Origin of the sequence: Kluyvera sp. Awk 3 (genome assembly GCF_028069715.1) — a bacterium.
GTDB classification, from domain to species: Bacteria; Pseudomonadota; Gammaproteobacteria; order Enterobacterales; family Enterobacteriaceae; genus Kluyvera; species Kluyvera georgiana_A.
The window spans coordinates 1-19,768 of the sequence record NZ_JANEWH010000093.1; the positions used below are offsets into that span (position 1 = coordinate 1).

The window sequence follows — 19,768 nt, forward strand, 5'->3', positions numbered from 1 at the left end:
GTATGAATATTCATTTGCAACCCCAATAACAAATCTTTATCGGAAAGGTGGAGGCAATGGCAACGGTATGTGACAATAAGAGTATCAGCCACATTATGAGGAAAGAGCCATGGCAAACCCGGAACACCTGGAAGAGCAGCGTGAAGAAACACGTCTGATTATTGAAGAACTGCTGGAAGACGGCAGCGATCCTGACGCGCTGTACACCATTGAGCACCACCTTTCCGCCGACGATTTCGAAAGCCTGGAAAAAGCGGCAGTCGAAGCGTTCAAGCTGGGCTATGAAGTGACTGAGCCGGAAGAGCTGGAAGTGGAAGAAGGCGACACCGTGATCTGCTGCGACATCCTCAGTGAATGCGCGCTGAATGCCGAGCTGATTGACGCACAGGTTGAGCAACTGATGAACCTGGCCGAGAAATTTGAAGTGGAATACGACGGTTGGGGCACCTACTACGAAGACCCGAACGGCGAAGAAGGCGATGACGACGAAGATTACGTCGACGAAGAAGACGACGGCGTACGTCACTAAGTCATCTTATCACCTACGGCAGCGCCCGCTGCCGTAGGCAAGGATTTCGGTATGGATTACCCGCAAATACTCTCCCCGGTTCTCAACTTCCTGCACTGTAAAACGCCTCAGGCATGGCTCGATAAAGCCCGCGATCCGGAAAATCTACCTCTGTTGCTGACTGACCATTTAGTTTGCGAGCTGAAAGCGGCGCAAACGGCGATGCTGCTGGTGCGTAAATATGTCGCCGACAAAGCGGGTTCGCAGGCGCTGCTCGACTGGCTTAAGCCGTATGAAGCCTTTGCCTTTCGTGAGGGAGAAGAGCCGGATTTCGCCGCGCTGAATAAACAGATAAACAAAAGCGCGATGCCGCAGACCGACGACCCGTGGGGACGTCAGTTGATAGACAGCATGGTGCTGCTGATTAAAGAGGAGCTGCACCACTTCTGGCAGGTGCGTGAGGCGATGCAGCGTCGCAATATTCCCTACGTCAAAATCACCGCCAGCCGCTATGCCAAAGGCATGCTCAAAGAGGTGCGAACCCACGAGCCGCTGACGCTGATTGATAAGCTGATTTGCGGAGCGTATATCGAAGCCCGCTCCTGCGAGCGCTTTGCTGCGTTGGCGCCTTATCTGGAGGCGGATTTGCAGGCGTTTTATCTGTCGCTGCTGCGATCCGAGGCGCGGCACTATCAGGATTATCTGGCGCTGGCACAGCAGATTTCGGCGAACGACATTGGCGATCGGGTGCGTTTTTTTGGGGAAGTGGAGGCTGGGCTTATTACTTCTCCCGATAATGAGTTCCGCTTTCATAGCGGCGTGCCGGTATAAGTTATCCGCCTGCGCCTTACATCTTTCTAGCCTGCAGCAGAAAAATTTGGTGGCTGGAAATCGTTCATCTTTACCGCAATAATCGAAACTCATCACGGGGAAGCATAATCCCCGGAATAACGATTGATTTGGGTAAGGAAATTCAATGAACTGGGCACACGTATTACTGGCAGGGTATATCGGCGCGGTTATCGCCATCATCGTGGGGGTATTTCGCAAAAAAGGCTGGATTGGCAAGATCGCGGGCGGGGTGATTTTCGTGGTTGCGATCGTCGGCTGGAATCTGTTTGACGTGCATTACCTGATTCCGCGCGAAAGCCCGGACTATGGAAAAACGGAAGCGCAGAAATTCGAAGATGCGATGCTGACCATGCCCGTTTATCAGGTCATTAAAGAGCAGGAACCTGCTCTGTGGGAGCATATCCGCAACCAGTCGGCACAGATGAAAGAGGCCGGAAAAAGCGAGCAGCAGATTATTGACGCCATTCAGCCGCAGATCCTGCAGATGCAGATGGCGCGTTTGCAGCAGGCACCTGATGCCGAGGTGATTGGCTATATGAAGATTAATCTCGAGCAGATTGCTGCGGTGCAGAAAGTGGGGGACGACGAATGCTTCCGTTTTCTGTTCCCGGCGGTAAAAGGTGGGATTAATCCGGTGCGCATTATTCCTCGCGAGATCATGGATCGTCGTATGGCGAGCGACATGGGCATGCTGTATGCCTCTCATGGCCCGAAAAAACATACCGTGACGGCAGAAGAAAAACAGCTGGCGCTTCAGGACCTGCAAACCCTCAGCCCGACGCTGGTGCAGCGTTATGGCCAGGATATTCAAATCATGGCTGACCCAAATAAAGGCGTGGGAAAAGAGAAGCTGACCTGTGACATGGTGCAGGATTTATGGACTCAGGTACTTAAACTGCCGACCGCGCGTGCGGCCGGTGTGATACGCCTGATGTTGTCTGCCGAGATGCAATAACGTTGTGGTTCCCCTCAGGATAACCTCAGAGGGGTTTTAACATCCGGACTTCACAGTCGACGTGACCGGTGCAACCGAGGGGTTCCGCAATATGCGCGAACCCCAAACGCTCGTAAAGACGAATGGCTTCCGTCAGAAACGCGGTCGTTTCCAGATAGCACTGTTTAAACCCCTGCTCACGGGCGTGATCCAGCGCCATCAGCGCCAGCCGCTTCGCCAGCCCCTGACCGCGCACGCTCGGCAGGAAATACATTTTTTGCAGTTCGCAGATATCCGGTTCGCTACAACCTAACGGCGCAACACCGCCGCCGCCCACCACCTGACCATTCTGCTCTACTACCCAATACGCCGCGCCAGGCTGGCTGTAGACCTGAAACAACTCGTCGAGATTTGGGTCGGCCACGGTGTAGCCTTTATCAGCAGTCAGGCCATATTCGGCGGAGACCTGGCGAATCACATGGGCGATAGCCGCGTTGTCGTCGGCGGTGATGCGGCGTAGCGTCGCCGAGACAGGTGTAATGACACTCATAGCGAACTCATGACAGAAATGTGGAACATATGCAGTTAATACCACTGCGGTGAGGGGGAGCGCAAGCGAGGATAATTCAATAAAAAGCCTCTGAGCATTTGCATCAGAGGCTTTTGTCGTCTGCGGTGTCGGATGGCGCTACGCTTATCCGACCTACGTTGACGGTGCTGTAGGCCGGATAAGCGCAGCGCATCCGGCAAACGTACAGGCTCGATGATTACAGCGCAGCGATGACCGCCTGCTGCTCAATCAGCTTCGCTTTCGCTTCTGCGTAACCGTCCAACTTCTCACGCTCTTTGGCGATCACCGCTTCCGGTGCGCGAGCGACGAAACCTTCGTTGGAGAGTTTGCCTTCGATACGGGCAATCTCACCTTCGATTTTCGCCACTTCTTTCGCCAGACGCGCCAGCTCATCTTCTTTGTTGATGAGGCCAGCCATCGGGATCAGCAGTTCAGCGCCGTCGATGATTTTGGTCACGGAAACCGGACCTTTGTCATCGGCAGGCAGCACGGTGATGCTTTCCAGACGCGCCAGGTTCAGCAGGAAGCTGCGGTTGTCGTTCACACGACGCATCGCGTCAGCGCTGCAACCACGCAGCAGCAACTCCAGCGGTTTACCCGGGGCGATGTTCATTTCCGCACGAATGTTACGCACGGCAACGATCGCCTGCTTCAGCCATTCGGTATCGGCCAACGCGGCTTCATCAACCTGCGCGGCGTTATATTCCGGGAACGGCTGCAGCATAATGGTATCGGCGGTAATACCGCAAATGACCTTCACGCGCTGCCAGATGGTTTCAGTGATGAACGGGATGATCGGGTGTGCCAGGCGCAGCAGACCTTCCAGCACGGTGACCAGCGTATTGCGGGTGCCGCGCAGTTCAGATTCGGAACCCCCGGTCATTACCGGCTTGGTCAGCTCCAGATACCAGTCGCAGAACTGGTTCCAGGTGAACTCGTACAGAATGCCCGCGGCGATATCGAAGCGGAAGTTATCCAGCGCTTCGCGGTACGCTTTCACGGTCTGGTTGAATTCCGCGAGGATCCAGCGGTCCGCCAGCGACAACGTCATTTCACCGCCGTTGAAGCCGCAATCCTGATCTTCAGTGTTCATCAGCACGAAGCGGCTGGCGTTCCACAGCTTGTTACAGAAGTTACGGTAACCTTCCAGACGCTTCATATCCCAGTTGATATCGCGGCCGGTCGAAGCCAGCGCCGCCAGGGTAAAGCGCAGTGCGTCGGTGCCGTGCGGCTCGATACCGTTCGGGAACTGCTTCTCGGTACGTTTGGCAATCTTCTCAGCCAACTGCGGCTGCATCATGTTGCCGGTACGTTTTTCCAGCAGCTCCGGCAGGGAGATGCCGTCGACCATATCCAGCGGGTCAATAACGTTACCCTTGGATTTGGACATCTTCTGGCCTTCGTCGTCGCGAATCAGACCGGTCATGTAGACGGTATGGAACGGCACCTGCGGCTTGCCGTTTTCATCTTTGATGAAGTGCATGGTCATCATGATCATGCGGGCAATCCAGAAGAAGATGATGTCGAAGCCGGAAACCATCACGCTGGTTGGGTGGAACTGACGCAGCGCGTCGGTGTTTTCCGGCCAGCCGAGGGTCGAGAAGGTCCACAGTGCGGAGGAGAACCAGGTATCGAGAACGTCTTCGTCCTGACGCAGCGCAACGTCGGCGCCGAGGTTATTTTCCTGACGCACTTCGTCTTCGGTACGTCCAACGTAGACGTTACCGTCGTTGTCGTACCATGCCGGGATACGGTGACCCCACCACAGCTGACGGGAGATACACCAGTCCTGAATATCGCGCATCCAGGAGAAGTACATGTTTTCGTACTGCTTCGGTACGAACTGAATGCTGCCGTTTTCAACGGCTTCAACCGCCGGTTTCGCCAGCACGTCGGCACGCACATACCACTGGTCGGTCAGCATCGGTTCGATAACCACGCCGCCACGGTCGCCGTAAGGGACGGTCAGATCGTGCGGTTTAATTTCTTCCAGCAGGCCCAGTGCGTCAACGGCAGCGACGATGGCTTTACGGGCAGCAAAACGTTCCAGCTTCTGGAACTCTGCCGGGATCGCGTTGGAGTAAACGTCAGACTCTTCGCCTTTGGTGTCGTACACTTCCGCGGTTTCGCGGATGTCGCCGTCAAAGGTCAGAATGTTGATCATCGGCAGCGCGTGACGACGACCGACTTCGTAGTCGTTAAAGTCGTGTGCCGGGGTGATTTTCACGCAGCCGGTGCCTTTTTCCATATCGGCGTGTTCGTCGCCTACGATTGGAATACGGCGGTCGACCAGCGGCAGAATAACGAATTTACCGATCAGATCTTTATAACGCGGATCTTCCGGGTTCACGGCCACGCCGGTATCGCCGAGAATGGTTTCCGGACGGGTAGTGGCGACGACCAGATAATCTTTACCGTCTGCGGTTTTCGCGCCGTCGGCCAGCGGATAGCGGATGTGCCACATCGAGCCTTTGGACTCGCGGTTTTCCACTTCCAGGTCAGAGATGGCGGTGCGCAATTTCGGGTCCCAGTTCACCAGGCGTTTGCCACGGTAAATCAGGTCTTCTTTGTACAGGCGAACGAAGACTTCTTTCACGGCATTGGAAAGACCTTCGTCCATGGTGAAGCGCTCGCGCTCCCAGTCAACCGAGTTGCCGAGACGGCGCATCTGACGGGTAATGGTGCCGCCGGATTCCGCTTTCCACTGCCAGATTTTGTCGATGAACGCATCGCGACCGTAGTCGTGACGAGTTTTCCCTTCTTCAGCGGCAATCTTACGCTCAACCACCATCTGGGTAGCGATACCCGCGTGGTCGGTACCGGCCTGCCACAGGGTGTTTTTGCCCTGCATGCGCTGGTAGCGAATCATGGTGTCCATGATGGTTTGCTGGAAAGCATGACCCATATGCAAACTGCCGGTGACGTTCGGCGGCGGGATCATGATGCAGAAGGACTCTTTGCTTTCGTCGCCGTTAGGCTTGAAATAGCCCTGCTGTTCCCAGTGCTCGTAAAGCGGCTGTTCGATATCTTGCGGGTTATATGTCTTTTCCATTATTTCCAGGTTGCCGTATTCAGGTTAAAACCAGCCACGCGGTAGGCTTTGTAGCGATCGCGTGCGAGTTGTTTCAGAGTTTCTTCGTAAGGGACGAAGTCTACCACTTCTGTGAAAGCGGTGGCAAAATCTGCAAAGTTTACCCGCAGACTTATCAGTATATCCCGTGGGCTGCTGTTGCGCCTGGCAGGCCAGGCGATCTCCACAGGCGCACCGCCTCTTGGGCCTTCGCCCGCCAGATTATGCGGCACAAAACTTTCCGGAGGGCGGCTCCACAGAGCTTCATCCAGGCGAATGGCCTGCTGCTCGTCTTCGCAGGCGATCAGCACGCGCTTGCCCGCGCGCCAACGTTCTGCGGCAATTTCACACACCAGTTGTTCGACGGCGCTAAGCTCGTCGACGGTGGTGTCATTGTCCAGAAGATAGAACGTCGCATTCTTCATATATGGGGCTTCTTGTGGTGGATTTAAATCGCCCCCTGACTCCCTTCCCGAGCGCGGGGAAGATTGGTTCCCTCTCCCCAGTGGGGAGAGGGTTAGGGTGAGGGGGTTGTGCCTTACTCTTCGCCGTTAAACCCGGCGCGGTTCAGCAGGAACTGCGACAGCAGCGCCACCGGACGACCGGTTGCGCCTTTGGCCTTACCGGAGCGCCATGCGGTGCCCGCGATGTCCAGGTGCGCCCAGTTGTACTTACGGGTAAAGCGCGCCAGGAAGCAGCCTGCGGTGATCGCACCGCCAGGACGGCCGCCGATGTTGGCCATATCCGCGAAGTTAGACTCCAGCTGTTCCTGATACTCATCACCCAGCGGCAGACGCCACGCGCGGTCACCCGACTGCTCGGATGCGCCAATCAGTTCGTGCGCCAGCGGGTTGTGGTTCGACATCAGACCGGTGATGTGATGACCCAGGGCAATCACGCAGGCGCCGGTCAGCGTCGCCACGTCGATAACCGCTTCCGGCTCGAAGCGCTCAACGTAGGTCAGCACGTCGCACAGCACCAGACGGCCTTCGGCGTCGGTGTTCAGGACTTCAACGGTTTGGCCAGACATGGTGGTCAGCACGTCGCCCGGGCGATACGCGCGGCCACCCGGCATGTTTTCACAGCCCGCCAGCACGCCGATAACGTTAATCGGCAGTTGAAGCTCGGCAACCATACGCATCACACCGTATACCGCTGCCGCGCCGCACATGTCGTACTTCATCTCGTCCATGCCTTCGGACGGCTTGATGGAGATGCCGCCAGAGTCGAATGTCAGGCCTTTACCGACCAGCACAATCGGACGAACGTCTTCAGATTCAACGCCTTTATACTCGATGACCGACATCAGTGATTCGTTCTGCGAACCGTTGCCGACCGCGAGGTAGGAGTGCATTCCCAGCTCTTTCATCTGCTGTTCGCCGATGACGCGGGTGATGACATTTTTGCTGTAGCTGTCTGCCAGCTGACGCGCCTGTGAGGCCAGATAGGCGGCGTTACAGATGTTCGGCGGCATGTTGCCGAGGTCTTTCGCCGCCTTGATACCGGCGGCAATGGCCAGACCGTGCTGAATCGCACGTTCGCCGCTGGTCAGTTCACGGCGGGTTGGCACGTTGAAGACCATTTTACGCAGCGGACGACGCGGCTCGCTTTTGTTGGTTTTGAGCTGGTCGAAGCTGTACAGCGTCTCTTTCGCCGTCTCAACCGCCTGGCGTACTTTCCAGTAATTGTTGCGGCCTTTGACGTGCAGCTCGGTCAGGAAGCAGACGGCTTCCATTGAACCGGTGTCATTCAGGGTGTTGATGGTTTTCTGAATGACCTGCTTGTACTGGCGTTCGTCGAGCTCGCGCTCTTTGCCGCAGCCAATCAGCAGAATGCGTTCTGACAGCACGTTCGGTACGTGGTGCAGCAATAAGGTCTGCCCCGGTTTGCCTTCCAGTTCGCCGCGACGCAGCAGCGCGCTGATATAACCGTCGCTGATTTTATCGAGCTGTTCGGCGATGGGAGAGAGCCGACGTGGTTCGAATACGCCTACGACGATACAGGCACTCCGCTGTTTCTCCGGGCTACCACTTTTTACACTGAACTCCATGCACTACGCTCCTGAATCTTAAAGACAACGGCGGTGGCTACGGATAGAATTGCAAGCTTACGTAACTCATTTCCGCTGTTGCGGTGACTTCGTGTTAATCTTAACGTTATTACGGTCCTGGCACGTCAGAACAGGTCATGAAACGTGAAACCGCTGAGTCATTTAATCTTAGCGATGATTTCGACGACTCAAGAGAATAAATGACGTTTAAGCCATGAAACAAGCTATTTTCCTGCAATAAGACGGGTTTTTACGGGCGTATTTATAGTGATAATCATACGATATCTGGTGCGGGAGACGCTAAAAAGCCAGCTTGCCATCCTCTTCATCCTGCTTTTGATCTTCTTTTGTCAGAAACTGGTGAGGATCCTCGGCGCGGCGGTTGATGGTGATATCCCGACAAACCTGGTTCTCTCTTTGCTGGGGCTCGGCGTGCCTGAAATGGCGCAGCTTATCCTGCCGCTGAGCCTGTTCCTGGGTCTTCTGATGACGCTGGGGAAATTGTATACCGAAAGTGAAATTACGGTGATGCACGCCTGCGGCCTGAGTAAAGCCGTCCTGATTAAAGCGGCGATGGTACTGGCGCTGTTTACCGGCATCGTCGCGGCTGTCAACGTGATGTGGGCTGGGCCATGGTCCTCTCGCCATCAGGATGAAGTGCTCGCCGAAGCGAAAGCTAACCCCGGCATGGCGGCGCTGGCGCAGGGCCAGTTCCAGCAGTCAACCGATGGTAACGCGGTGTTATTCATTGAAGGTGTGAATGGCTCAAGCTTCCATGACGTCTTCCTGGCGCAGCTGCGGCCAAAAGGCAGCGCGCGTCCTTCGGTGGTTGTTGCCGATTCCGGTCAGCTCTCGCAGCATAAAGACGGCTCTCAGGTGGTGACCTTAAATCAGGGGACTCGATTTGAAGGTACCGCTATGCTGCGCGACTTCCGCATTACCGATTTCAAAAACTACCAGGCGATTATTGGCCATCAAGCGGTAGCCGCCGACCCGACCGATACCGAGCAGATGAGCATGAGCACGCTGTGGAATACGGACAATAACCGTGCTCGCGCCGAGCTGCACTGGCGCCTGACGCTCGTGCTGACGGTGTTCATTATGGCGCTGATGGTGGTTCCGCTCAGTGTGGTCAACCCGCGACAGGGACGTGTGCTTTCGATGCTGCCAGCGATGTTGCTCTATCTGGTGTTCTTCCTGCTGCAAACCTCGCTGAAATCGAATGCCGGCAAAGGCAAGCTCGACCCGGCGGTATGGATGTGGGCGGTTAACCTGCTGTATATCGCGCTGGCCGTGGCGCTGAACCTGTGGGACACCGTCCCAATGCGTCGCCTCCGCGCCCGCTTGACCAATAAAGGAGCGGTATAATGCAGCCATTTGGTGTACTAGACCGCTATATCGGTAAAACCATTTTCACCACCATCATGATGACGTTGTTCATGCTGGTGTCGCTGTCCGGCATCATCAAGTTTGTCGACCAGTTGAAAAAGGCCGGGCAGGGGAGCTATGACGCGCTGGGCGCGGGTATCTATACCCTTCTCAGCATGCCGAAAGACGTGCAGATCTTCTTCCCTATGGCGGCGCTGCTTGGCGCGCTGCTGGGGCTGGGGATGCTGGCGCAGCGCAGCGAACTAGTGGTGATGCAGGCTTCTGGCTTCACCCGTATGCAGGTGGCGCTGTCGGTGATGAAAACCGCGATTCCGCTGGTGCTGCTGACCATGGCGATGGGCGAATGGGTCGCACCGCAGGGCGAGCAGATGGCGCGTAACTACCGTGCGCAGCAGATGTATGGCGGCTCGCTGCTCTCTACCCAGCAGGGCATGTGGGCGAAAGACGGCCACAGTTTTGTGTATATCGAGCGTGTTAAGGGCAACGACGAACTGGGTGGCGTGAGCATCTACAGTTTTAACAACGAGCGTCGTCTACAGTCTGTTCGCTATGCGGCTAGCGCCAAATTTGATACTGAACAGAAGGTCTGGCGTTTATCGCAGGTGGATGAATCTAACCTTTCGGATCCGAAACAGATTACCGGTTCACAGACGGTGAGCGGTACCTGGAAAACCACCCTCACGCCTGACAAGCTTGGCGTCGTGGCGCTGGACCCGGATGCGCTGTCCATCAGCGGGCTGCACAACTATGTGAAGTATCTGCACGCTAGCGGTCAGGACGCCGGGCGTTACCAGCTGAATATGTGGAGCAAAATATTCCAGCCGCTTTCCGTGGCGGTGATGATGCTGATGGCGCTGTCGTTCATCTTCGGCCCGCTGCGTAGCGTGCCGATGGGCGTGCGCGTGGTGACAGGGATTAGCTTCGGCTTCGTGTTCTACGTGCTCGATCAGATCTTCGGCCCGCTCACGCTGGTATACGGCATTCCGCCGATTATCGGCGCGCTGTTGCCAAGCGCCAGCTTCTTCCTGATAAGCCTCTGGCTGATGATGCGAAAAGCGTAACCTCTCTTGTAGCCCGGCCAAGCGAAAGCGACGCCGGGTTTTTTATGCCTGGAATGGCTGTATTCCTTTTGTACATTGGCGCTACCCCCGGGGCTCGGGCTACGGGATCGGGATCATGTAGGCCGGATAAGGCGTTTACGCCGCCATCCGGCAAACAAACGGTACGAAACTAACGCCGCCGTCCACCCAGCAGGCTACCCAACATCCCACGCACAATCTGGTTCGTCACCTGACGCACGGCGCTTTTTGCCGCCGTCTGCACCAGACCATCGTGTTTGCCGCCGCGCGGACCGGTGGTGCCGAAGATAATATCTTTCAGCCCGCCAAGTATGCCGTCATCAACGCCCTGCTGACCTTTGGCCGGCGGAGCATCCGCCTGACCTGCACTGTTCTGCACCCCTTTTTGCAGCATCTCGAACGCCGACTCACGGTCTATCTCATCCTCATACTTGCCATACAGCGGCGAGTTATTAATAAGACCATTGCGCTCGTCGTCGGTGACTGGCCCCATACGTGAACATGGCGCAATCACCATCGCTCGCTCAACGACAGATGGGCTGCCTTTGGTATCAAGGAACGAGATAAGCGCCTCCCCGGTCCCTAACTCCTGAATCGCCTGCTCGGTATTAAACGCCGGGTTAGCGCGCATGGTCTGCGCCGCCGTCTTCACCGCTTTCTGATCTTTCGGTGTAAAGGCGCGTAGCGCGTGCTGCACGCGGTTACCAAGCTGGCCCAGCACCGCATCGGGAATATCCGATGGGTTCTGCGAGACAAAGTAGACGCCCACGCCCTTAGAACGAATCAGGCGGATCACCTGCTCGATTTTATCCAGCAGCACCTGCGGCGCATCGCTAAACAGCAGGTGCGCTTCATCGAAGAAGAAGACCAGCTTCGGCTTCTCGAGGTCGCCGGCCTCCGGCAACTGCTCGTACAACTCGGAGAGCATCCACAGCAGGCTGGCGGCGTACAGCTTCGGCATCTGGTAGAGCTTTTCCGCGCTGAGGATATTGATGATGCCTTTGCCATTGCTGTCGGTACGCATCCAGTCTTTGATATCCAGCATTGGCTCGCCGAAGAAGTGTTCGGCACCTTGCTGCTCCAGCGTCAGCAGCCCGCGCTGAATAGCCCCTACGGAGGCGCTGCTGATATTGCCGTATTGGTTCTGGAAAGATTTTGCGTTATCGCCGATGTACTGGGTTATCGCGCGCAGGTCTTTGAAGTCCAGCAGCAACAGCCCCTGATCGTCGGCAATGCGAAAGATGATGTTTAACACCCCGGACTGCACTTCGTTGAGGTTGAGCAGGCGTGCCAGCAACAGTGGGCCGAGGTCAGACACTGTTGCCCGCACCGGGTGGCCCTTCTCGCCAAAGATATCCCACACGACTACCGGATTTGCGTGCGGCTCCCAGTCGGTGACACCGATATTGTTCAGGCGCGCCATTAGCTTTTCAGAGGCCAGGCCTTCTTTTGCCACACCGGTCAGATCGCCCTTCACGTCCGCCATAAAGACCGGCACGCCAATCTCCGAGAACGACTCGGCCATTTTTTGCAGGGTGACGGTTTTCCCGGTACCGGTGGCACCGGTAATCAACCCGTGGCGGTTGGCCATATTAGGCAGCAATTCAAGCTGCTTGTCCTGGGTGCGTGCGATCAGCAAAGGTGCGCTCATGGGTAATCCTCCATTTATTCTGCGTCGAGTATAGGCAAAACAACGATAACTCGCGGCAGTAAATTGTCTGTTTTGCGGCGCGTTATCCAGTGCGGACTATGCTTTGCATACGGTTTTCTTTTTTTTGGAAGGTTATGTCCAGATTCTTCTTTAACGATCGCAAACAGCTGGTCGACGATGCGCTGGAAGGCGTAGTTTTATCTGCGCCTCACGGCAACCTGGTTCGACTGGATATCGATCCGGCTATTCGTATTGTGGCTCGCGGTGACTGGGATAAAAGCCGGGTGGCGATTATCTCCGGCGGTGGCTCCGGCCACGAACCGGCGCACGCGGGCTTTGTCGGCAGAGGCATGCTCACCGCTGCCGTATGTGGCGATCTCTTTGCCTCCCCAAGCGTGGATGCGGTACTGAACGCCATCGTAGCGGTCACGGGCGACCGAGGCTGCCTGCTGATTGTCAAAAATTACACCGGCGACCGCCTCAACTTCGGGCTTGCCGCCGAAAAGGCCAAACGCTACGGCCTGAAGGTGGAGATGGTGATTGTCGCCGACGACGTTGCGCTCCCGGATAACAAACAGCCGCGCGGTATTGCGGGCACGGCGCTGGTGCATAAAGTGGCGGGCTACGCGGCGGAGCAGGGTAAATCGCTTAGCGAAGTGCACGAGATAGCCCAGCAGGCCAGCCGGGGCGTGTTCAGCCTGGGGCTGGCGATGGAAACCTGCAACCTGCCCGGTGGAGAGACCGAAGATCGCATTAAGCCCGGACAGGTGGAGCTGGGGCTGGGCATTCACGGCGAGCCTAGTGCCTCGACGGTCAGCAGCCATAACAGTAAACAGCTGATAGGCACGCTGGTTGAGACCCTGAAAGCCTCTGCGGGAGACAACCGTGTGGCAGTGCTGATCAACAACCTGGGCGGCGTGTCGGAGCTGGAGATGGCGCTGCTCACCAAAGAGCTGGCGCATTCCGCGCTGCGCGAGCAGATAGCCTATCTGATTGGCCCGGCGACGCTGGTTAGCTCGCTGGATATGAAAGGTTTCTCGCTGTCGCTGATTGTTCTTAATCAGGTCATCGAAGAAGCGCTGCTGGCTGATGTTGAAACCTCTGGCTGGGTGAAGGCGGTGGCTTTTGCGCCGCTCAAAACCCTGACGCATGCCAAAGTGCACGACGCGTTGGAGGTTCAGCCATCGGAGAACCCACAGGTGCATGCGCTGGTGGCGCAAGCGACGCAGACGCTGCTGGGGCTCGAAGCGCGATTGAACGCGCTGGATGCTAAAGTGGGCGATGGCGATACCGGCTCGACCTTTGCGCTGGGCGCGCAGGATATCGCCACGCAGCTTAAACAGAATGCGCTGCCGTTGAACAACCCGGCGCAACTTTTGCAGCTGATTGGCGAGCGTCTGGCAACGGTGATGGGGGGCTCCAGCGGCGTGCTGATGTCGCTATTCTTTACCGCAGCAGGGCAGGCGTTAGCACAGGGGGAGACGCTACCGGATGCGCTACTGGCAGGGTTAAAGCAGATGAAGTTCTACGGAGGTGCCGCACCCGGCGATCGTACGTTAATCGATGCCTTACAGCCGGCATTGGAAGCGCTACGTGATAAGGGGCTGGCAGAGGCGATTGCGGCGGCGCAGCAGGGCGCTGATAGCACGGCGACCATGCAGAAAGCGAAAGCAGGACGCGCATCTTATGTGAACAGCGACAACCTGAACGGCGTGCCGGATCCCGGAGCCGTTGCCGTAGCGGAAGTCTTCGCGGCGTTTGCTAAAGGTTAATGGCGCAGAGAGAAGATCCGGCGGCAGAACGCCGCCGGAGTGACATCAGAAATCAGCCTTCAACACCACACGGTAACGGGCTTTACCGTCACGCACGTGCTGGATGGCGTCGTTGATTTTCGACATCGGGAACAGCTCAGTGATTGGCGCCACTTTGCTGCGACCGGCAAACTTCATCAGCTTGCGCAGTTCGAACGGGTTACCCGTTGCCGAACCGGAGATGCTACGGTCGCCGCCAATCAGAGTAAACGCCGGGACCGGCAGCGGCGTCAGCACCGCGCCGACGGTATGGAAGTTGCCGCCCGAGGCCAGCGCTTCGAAGTATGGCTGCCAGTTCAGGTCCACGTTGACGGTGTTGATGATCAGATCAAACTGACCCGCCAGCTCTTTGAGCGCCTCCGGCGAACGGCTGTTCACCACGTGGTCCGCGCCCATCGCCCGCACTTCCTGCTCTTTCGACGGATTGGAACTGAACGCCGTCACCTCGGCACCCATCGCCCGCAACAGCTTAATGGCGATATGCCCCAGACCCCCAATCCCAATCACCCCCACGCGGCTGGTGGCGGTAACGTGATGCATCAGCAGCGGTTTAAAGACGGTGATCCCGCCGCACAGCATCGGGCCTGCGGTTTCGATATCAATGTTATCCGGCAGCGGAATAACCCATTGCCAGTCGGCACGCAGCTTATCGGCAAAGCCTCCGTGATTGAGGATGGTCGGCACCGATCCTTCGGTACAGTTAATCTGGTTGCCATCGATACAGGCATCGCAGTGGCCGCAGCTTCGTGCCGTCCAGCCAATGCCCACGCGCTGACCAATTTTCAGCCCTTTATTCTGTGCCGCGCTGCCCAGCGCCACCACGTGACCAATCACCTCGTGGCCAGCAACCAGCGGATATTGAGAGAACCCCCATTCGTTGTCGATCATCGACAGGTCCGAGTGGCAGATCCCGCAGTAATCCACCTTCACTTCAACGTCTTCCGGCAACAGCTCCCCGGCATCGTATTCCCAGACTTCCAGTTCTGCCCCGGCATTTTTCGCGGCGTAGCTTTTTATGATGGACATCGTGTATCTCTCAGTGTGGTGTTGAACTGAGAGTGTAGAGCATGTGGGGGCGGGGTGCTTGGCGGAAGGGGGGATTAAGCACGCTTCTGTAACAGTGCGTTTAACCACATCTCGCTGCGGCTGGGCCGCTTATCTTCCGTTGTCCAGTGAGCGACAAGTGTAATACCCGCAAGCCCTGCCAGCAGAGTATTCAGCCCTTGCTCATTGAGATCGGTAAAGTGGCGGCCATCTTTGATTCGTTCGCCGTCGCCATATTTAAAGGAGACGTACCAGATGCCGCCGGGCTTAAGCGCCTGCGCCAGTTTTGCCATGGCATCCGGGAGTTCGGTGGCGCTGACGTGCAGCAGCGAGGCACAGCACCAGATGCCGTCGTAACGATTAACGGTATTGACGTCGCTAAAGGTCATTTGCTTAACCGGCAGACCGGTATGCTGACTGGCAAGCTTTGCCATTTCCGTTGTCGCGTCAAAAGCCTCAACCTGATAGCCCTGCTGTGAAAATGCTTTGCTATCGCGCCCCGAACCGCATCCGGCATCCAGAATCCAGCCGCCTTGCGGAATATGCTCCAGAAAAGGCGTATGGAGCGAGCTCATATCGACGTTAACCGTCGAGCTAAAAAAATCGTCGGCGTGGTACTGATAGTATTCAAGCGTCATCAGAAAGTATCCGTTCCCTGCGCGGCAGGTTCCCATTGGTGGAAAAGAACTTGTAGCGCATCGTTCCAACTGGTAGCGAGGAATTTTTCGCGCTGCGCCGTCGCCGTTCCGGTTTGCCTGATCAATGTTTCGCGTAGCGGCAGGTGGCTATTGATAAAGTATTCGTTTCTATCGTGCAAGCGCTGGAGCAGCTTGCGGGACGGCAGGCGAGCGAACTTGCCTTTCTCGCCCCGGTTGCACTCCTTACATGCCAGCACCAGATTCCAGACGCCATTCACGTTACGCACCTGCTCACGCGCCTTCCACGGGATAAAGTGGTCAACGTCAGCAAACTGTTCATCGTCCGGCTTCAGGCTGATCGGCGCATAACAGTAGAAGCAGCGCCCCTTCTGGTAGCCGTTGAGGCTATCACGACAGCTCGAGATGGCCACGCGGCGATCGCTACTGCGGCTAAACAGTATCTGATCGTTATCGTCGTACTCCACGTTGATAAGTTGGCTGGCGATATTCATCGCCCACGCCTGCTCGACCAGGCTCCAGCGCGCGTTGGTTTCAAAGCTGAGGTTTTGATACTGCAGGCGCTCACCCAGACGATAAAAATTCTCCGTCAGTCGGATGCCCTTATGGGTCTTGCGCTCATCAATAAAAAAACGTTTCTCAATCTCGCCCTGATTCACGTTGTGGAAAGCATCAATCACATTGTTGAACCCCTGACGCACCGTAATGGCGGTTAACGCATCGCGGGTGATCTCCCCCGCATTGAACTGGGAACAGGCGGTAATAAACTGGCTGCTGCGTGAGGTTATCTGCTTCGGTGCATGTTGCAGATGGCGACAGAGATGTTCGCTGAACGGCACAGCCAGATCGTCCAGTAAGATCAGATCGCTACCTTTAGGTTTGAGATCGTACAGCGCATGCGCCAGCGCGAACTTATAGGACGCGACGTTTTTGCCAAAAAGAATAATCCCGCGCCAGTAGTTTTCGAGCGTCGGTTCAACCTGATAGAAGCGCATGACGGTGTCCTGAAAGCGGTGACTGTTATTACAGGATTTAGTTACGCGATCTCATATCAAATAAAGGGAAATGTAAACCGACCTGGTCACGTTGCATTTTTTTGCGAGGCGGATTCCAGGAAAAAGCACTGGCTGGCGGCTGAGTTAGCGGTGGTTAAGGGTTTTGTAGGGGAGTCGATGTTTTTTTAGACACTTAGTGGCGGAGTGGGTGTCTGACGCTTGCATGGTGGCGCGTGACAGGTATAATCCACAACGTTTTCCGCATACCTTTCCGTGCCGGAGTGGCGAAATCGGTAGACGCAGTTGATTCAAAATCAACCGTAGAAATACGTGCCGGTTCGAGTCCGGCCTTCGGCACCAAGTGATGCAATAATTAGCTGCCTAAGGGTGGCTTTTTTTGTGTCCTTTTCCGTCCAGATTCGTCCATATCCGTCTGTAATTCAAAGATAATTTATTTTTCGGCAATAACCATATTTATTTTGTTATCTTTCCGTATTGGTCGTTTTTCATCCATTGACATCCACGCGATTTGGGGGCCAAATTGGGGGCTTAGACGTAGTTCGATAATAGTGAGGCCCCCAAATGGCACTAACAGATCGCGCTATAGTCCACGCCAAGCCTTGTGGCAAGCCGTATAAGCTCAGTGACTCGCATGGACTTTACCTGCTGGTTAACCCTAACGGTTCAAAACGCTGGTACATCAAGTACCGCTTTGTAAAAAAAGAGAAAAAGCTCGCTTTAGGACCTTATCCGCTTTTGACGCTTGCAAAGGCAAGACGCATGCGTGAAGAGGCCCAATTACTGCTGATTTCTGGCATCGATCCGAGCGCACACCGAAAGGCTGAACGCCTTGCTATAACGCCGGAACATACGTTTGAGTCTGTGGCACGCGAATGGGTCACCAGTAACGTGAACTGGTCGGCGGAACATAAGAAGCGGGTGCTGCGTTACTTCGAGCTTTATGTGTTCCCCACGAACGGCAGCTGTGACATCACCAAAATGAAGGTCAAAGATCTGCTGGTGCCCATCAAGGAGGTGGAGAAAGCGGGCAAACTGGATGTTGCTTCCCGGCTTCAGCAGCGCACTGCCTGCGTGATGCGCTACGCCGTCCAGAACGGCATTATCGATCATAACCCTGCATCAGATTTAACCGGCGCGGTTTCCACGCCCAAAGTGCGTCACCACCCTGCACTGGATCTTAATCTTATCCCTGATTTCCTGGAAAGAATCGACGATTACAAAGGCCGTCAACTGACTCAACTGGCGGTAAAGCTGGCGTTGCTGCTGTTTATCCGCTCCAGCGAACTGCGCTTTGCCCGCTGGGATGAAATTGACCTGCGTAACGCCATGTGGACCATCCCCGCTGAGCGTGAGCCGATCCCCGGCGTTAAATATTCAGCGCGTGGGGCGAAGATGCACTCCCCACACCTGGTCCCATTGTCGCGTCAGGCCATCGAACTGCTGCACGAGGTGCGGCAGCATTGCCGACCGGGAACTGAACTGGTGTTCCCCGGCGATCACAATTATCGCAAACCAATGAGCGAAAACACTATCAACAAAGCGCTGCGGGTGATGGGCTACGACACCCAGAAAGACGTCTGCGGCCACGGTTTTCGCACTATGGCCTGTAGCGCGCTGGTGGAGTCAGGCCTGTGGTCAAGCGACGCGGTAGAGCGCCAGATGAGCCATCAGGAGCGTAAGCGCGTGCGGGCGGCGTATATCCATAAGGCGCAGCATCTCGAAGAGCGCCAGGAGATGATGCAGTGGTGGGCCGATTATCTGGATGCGAACCGCTTCAGGCATGTGGTACCGTATGGCTTCAAAAAATCGCAGGGAGGCGCACTCGACCATATGAGCTTCCAGGAGCGCAATGACCGGCAACTAGAGGAGCTGAAAGCCAGAATACTGGCTGACTCGGAATGGCTGACGGCGTCTGAGTTATCGGCAAAAGCGGGTTTCCGTTCTGCCGATCCTGATGCTGGCCCGAAAGGCTGGAAAGCCGCCGGGAAGATATTCTCGCTGAAGGTCGACGGGGAGGATTTGTATCCTGACTATGTTCTGGATGAGAATATGCGGCCTCTTAAGGTTGTCAGGCTTCTTCTCTCGCTGTTCAAGGAGCGTAAAACGCCTTGGGGGCTGGCTATCTGGTTCGGTTCGGCAAACCGCAGGTTGAGAGGTGGGAAGCCGAAAGATTTGTTGGTATCAAAGTCAGAGTTGGTTCTGCTGGCGGCGCAGGATGAGGTGGAGTCGGGGGAGTAGGAGAACACTGGCTTTTGTTATTCTAGGATTGGGTTTTTTATGTCGGGGCAACGGGAGCAAAGCAACTGGCATTTATATAGGCGAACAATGTTGGCTGTGATTTAGCTTGGCACTCTCAGTGATTAGTTAAATTTGACAGTCAGCGAAGAGCGAAAATCAGACATTCACATCGGCTTTCTTGAATGTGTTCTAGGTATTTCTTAATAACATTGAGCTCTGATAGCCGTCTTGTTTCATCACTTTTTGCAAATCGAATTTTTTAAATGACCTTATTTCATCGCACCTTGTCGCTGGCGCTCACATCTGTATACACACCACTCTATACCTAGTTCAGCAAGCGGAAAGGTATTAACGGATACTGACAGCGCAGATTACGTGCTTTAACGCAAACAAACCCCTCATGCGAAGTTTAAGTACTGTGTCAAGTTGATCATTTTTAGATTGTTAAGATATTTTTGCGGGCCGTACACGTGATTTTTTCATTTCGTTCAAGTAAATTATCACCATACACACTTCATACATAGAGAAAATTTGATGAGCGAGAAAGATGTTACTCCTGATGATAGCGAACAATCTCGTAAAGAGACTGATGATTTGAAAGATGAATTAGCGAAAGCCCGCAATGAAAAGGAGGCTGATAATAAAGATAATCGCCAGAATTACATCAATGAGTTAGAGAAAATAAGAACAAGAGATTTTGAAAAATCGCGGAAAACACTCGAAGATGAAGCCCTGGTCATGGAACAGTTACATGAACTTAAATTAAACAGGGCAAAAGCTGATTTACTGCAAGCCCAAAAAAAGCTCATGTTTTTACGTTTAAGACGAATAACAATTTTTGCTCCATTGGTATTAGGCCTGTTAATCCTGTTACTACCTTTAGGTTCATTATATAGACT

The 19,768-nt window shown here is 55.3% G+C and carries 15 protein-coding genes, 1 tRNA gene and 1 pseudogene; 9 read left to right on the forward strand and 8 right to left on the reverse strand.

Annotated elements, in window-relative coordinates:
- The first annotated feature begins 109 nt into the window (after nucleotides 1-109).
- The 3 genes from rraB to NNN71_RS17400 all read left to right on the forward strand — a co-directional run bounded on the left by rraB (nucleotide 110) and on the right by NNN71_RS17400 (nucleotide 2,315).
- Nucleotides 110-529: a ribonuclease E inhibitor RraB gene (gene rraB / locus NNN71_RS17390; protein WP_163445790.1), complete on the forward strand. Its 420-nt coding sequence runs from the start codon at nucleotides 110-112 to the stop codon at nucleotides 527-529.
- A gap of 51 nt (nucleotides 530-580) precedes the next feature.
- A complete protein-coding gene (miaE, locus tag NNN71_RS17395) occupies nucleotides 581-1,339 on the forward strand; it encodes a tRNA isopentenyl-2-thiomethyl-A-37 hydroxylase MiaE (RefSeq protein ID WP_163445789.1) in 759 nt (252 codons plus the stop codon).
- 145 nt (nucleotides 1,340-1,484) lie between these two features.
- Nucleotides 1,485-2,315, forward strand: coding sequence for a topoisomerase II (locus NNN71_RS17400; protein ID WP_271458996.1), 831 nt, complete (start codon nucleotides 1,485-1,487; stop codon nucleotides 2,313-2,315).
- A gap of 25 nt (nucleotides 2,316-2,340) precedes the next feature.
- Here NNN71_RS17400 and NNN71_RS17405 read toward each other — a convergent pair whose 3' ends face one another.
- From NNN71_RS17405 to pepA, 4 genes are all read right to left on the reverse strand, one after another.
- On the reverse strand, nucleotides 2,341-2,844 hold the full coding sequence (locus NNN71_RS17405; protein ID WP_163445787.1) for a GNAT family N-acetyltransferase: 504 nt from the start codon (nucleotides 2,842-2,844) through the stop codon (nucleotides 2,341-2,343).
- A 217-nt stretch (nucleotides 2,845-3,061) separates the two neighbouring features.
- Complete coding sequence (locus tag NNN71_RS17410) at nucleotides 3,062-5,917, reverse strand: valine--tRNA ligase (protein ID WP_271458997.1); 2,856 nt, start codon at nucleotides 5,915-5,917, stop codon at nucleotides 3,062-3,064.
- On the reverse strand, nucleotides 5,917-6,360 hold the full coding sequence (holC, locus tag NNN71_RS17415) for a DNA polymerase III subunit chi (protein ID WP_163445785.1): 444 nt from the start codon (nucleotides 6,358-6,360) through the stop codon (nucleotides 5,917-5,919). Before holC ends, NNN71_RS17410 begins: the two co-directional genes overlap by 1 nt.
- Before the next feature lie 113 nt (nucleotides 6,361-6,473).
- Complete coding sequence (gene pepA / locus NNN71_RS17420; RefSeq protein ID WP_064546996.1) at nucleotides 6,474-7,985, reverse strand: leucyl aminopeptidase; 1,512 nt, start codon at nucleotides 7,983-7,985, stop codon at nucleotides 6,474-6,476.
- A 267-nt stretch (nucleotides 7,986-8,252) separates the two neighbouring features.
- Between pepA and lptF the strand changes: the two genes are divergently transcribed.
- Together lptF and lptG are read left to right on the forward strand one after the other, a co-directional pair.
- Nucleotides 8,253-9,353 (forward strand): LPS export ABC transporter permease LptF, encoded by a 1,101-nt coding sequence (lptF, locus tag NNN71_RS17430; RefSeq protein ID WP_163445784.1) that lies wholly within the window; start codon nucleotides 8,253-8,255, stop codon nucleotides 9,351-9,353.
- Complete coding sequence (gene lptG / locus NNN71_RS17435) at nucleotides 9,353-10,435, forward strand: LPS export ABC transporter permease LptG (RefSeq protein WP_163445783.1); 1,083 nt, start codon at nucleotides 9,353-9,355, stop codon at nucleotides 10,433-10,435. The genes lptF and lptG overlap by 1 nt, the downstream gene beginning before the upstream one ends.
- Before the next feature lie 169 nt (nucleotides 10,436-10,604).
- Here lptG and NNN71_RS17440 read toward each other — a convergent pair whose 3' ends face one another.
- Nucleotides 10,605-12,104: a helicase HerA-like C-terminal domain-containing protein gene (locus NNN71_RS17440; RefSeq protein ID WP_163445782.1), complete on the reverse strand. Its 1,500-nt coding sequence runs from the start codon at nucleotides 12,102-12,104 to the stop codon at nucleotides 10,605-10,607.
- A 134-nt stretch (nucleotides 12,105-12,238) separates the two neighbouring features.
- On the opposite strand from NNN71_RS17440, the gene NNN71_RS17445 reads away from it, so the two are divergent.
- On the forward strand, nucleotides 12,239-13,876 hold the full coding sequence (locus NNN71_RS17445) for a dihydroxyacetone kinase subunit DhaK (protein WP_271458998.1): 1,638 nt from the start codon (nucleotides 12,239-12,241) through the stop codon (nucleotides 13,874-13,876).
- Between the two features lie 45 nt (nucleotides 13,877-13,921).
- Here the strand turns inward: NNN71_RS17445 and ahr are convergent, their stop codons facing one another.
- From ahr to NNN71_RS17460, 3 genes are all read right to left on the reverse strand, one after another.
- Nucleotides 13,922-14,941 (reverse strand): NADPH-dependent aldehyde reductase Ahr, encoded by a 1,020-nt coding sequence (ahr, locus tag NNN71_RS17450; RefSeq protein WP_167577010.1) that lies wholly within the window; start codon nucleotides 14,939-14,941, stop codon nucleotides 13,922-13,924.
- Between the two features lie 74 nt (nucleotides 14,942-15,015).
- The gene (locus NNN71_RS17455; RefSeq protein ID WP_163445779.1) at nucleotides 15,016-15,597 is read right to left on the reverse strand and encodes a class I SAM-dependent methyltransferase; all 582 of its coding nucleotides are present in this window, start codon (nucleotides 15,595-15,597) and stop codon (nucleotides 15,016-15,018) included.
- A complete protein-coding gene (locus NNN71_RS17460; RefSeq protein WP_271458999.1) occupies nucleotides 15,597-16,610 on the reverse strand; it encodes an HNH endonuclease in 1,014 nt (337 codons plus the stop codon). The genes NNN71_RS17455 and NNN71_RS17460 overlap by 1 nt, the downstream gene beginning before the upstream one ends.
- 275 nt (nucleotides 16,611-16,885) lie before the next feature.
- Between NNN71_RS17460 and NNN71_RS17465 the strand changes: the two genes are divergently transcribed.
- The 3 genes and pseudogenes from NNN71_RS17465 to NNN71_RS17475 form a co-directional block, all read left to right on the forward strand.
- Nucleotides 16,886-16,970, forward strand: a tRNA-Leu gene (locus NNN71_RS17465).
- A 222-nt stretch (nucleotides 16,971-17,192) separates the two neighbouring features.
- Nucleotides 17,193-18,440: pseudogene (locus NNN71_RS17470) on the forward strand (tyrosine-type recombinase/integrase); the annotation flags it as partial.
- Between the two features lie 963 nt (nucleotides 18,441-19,403).
- The coding region (locus NNN71_RS17475) for a hypothetical protein (protein WP_271459000.1) at nucleotides 19,404-19,768 on the forward strand (365 nt) is incomplete at its 3' end.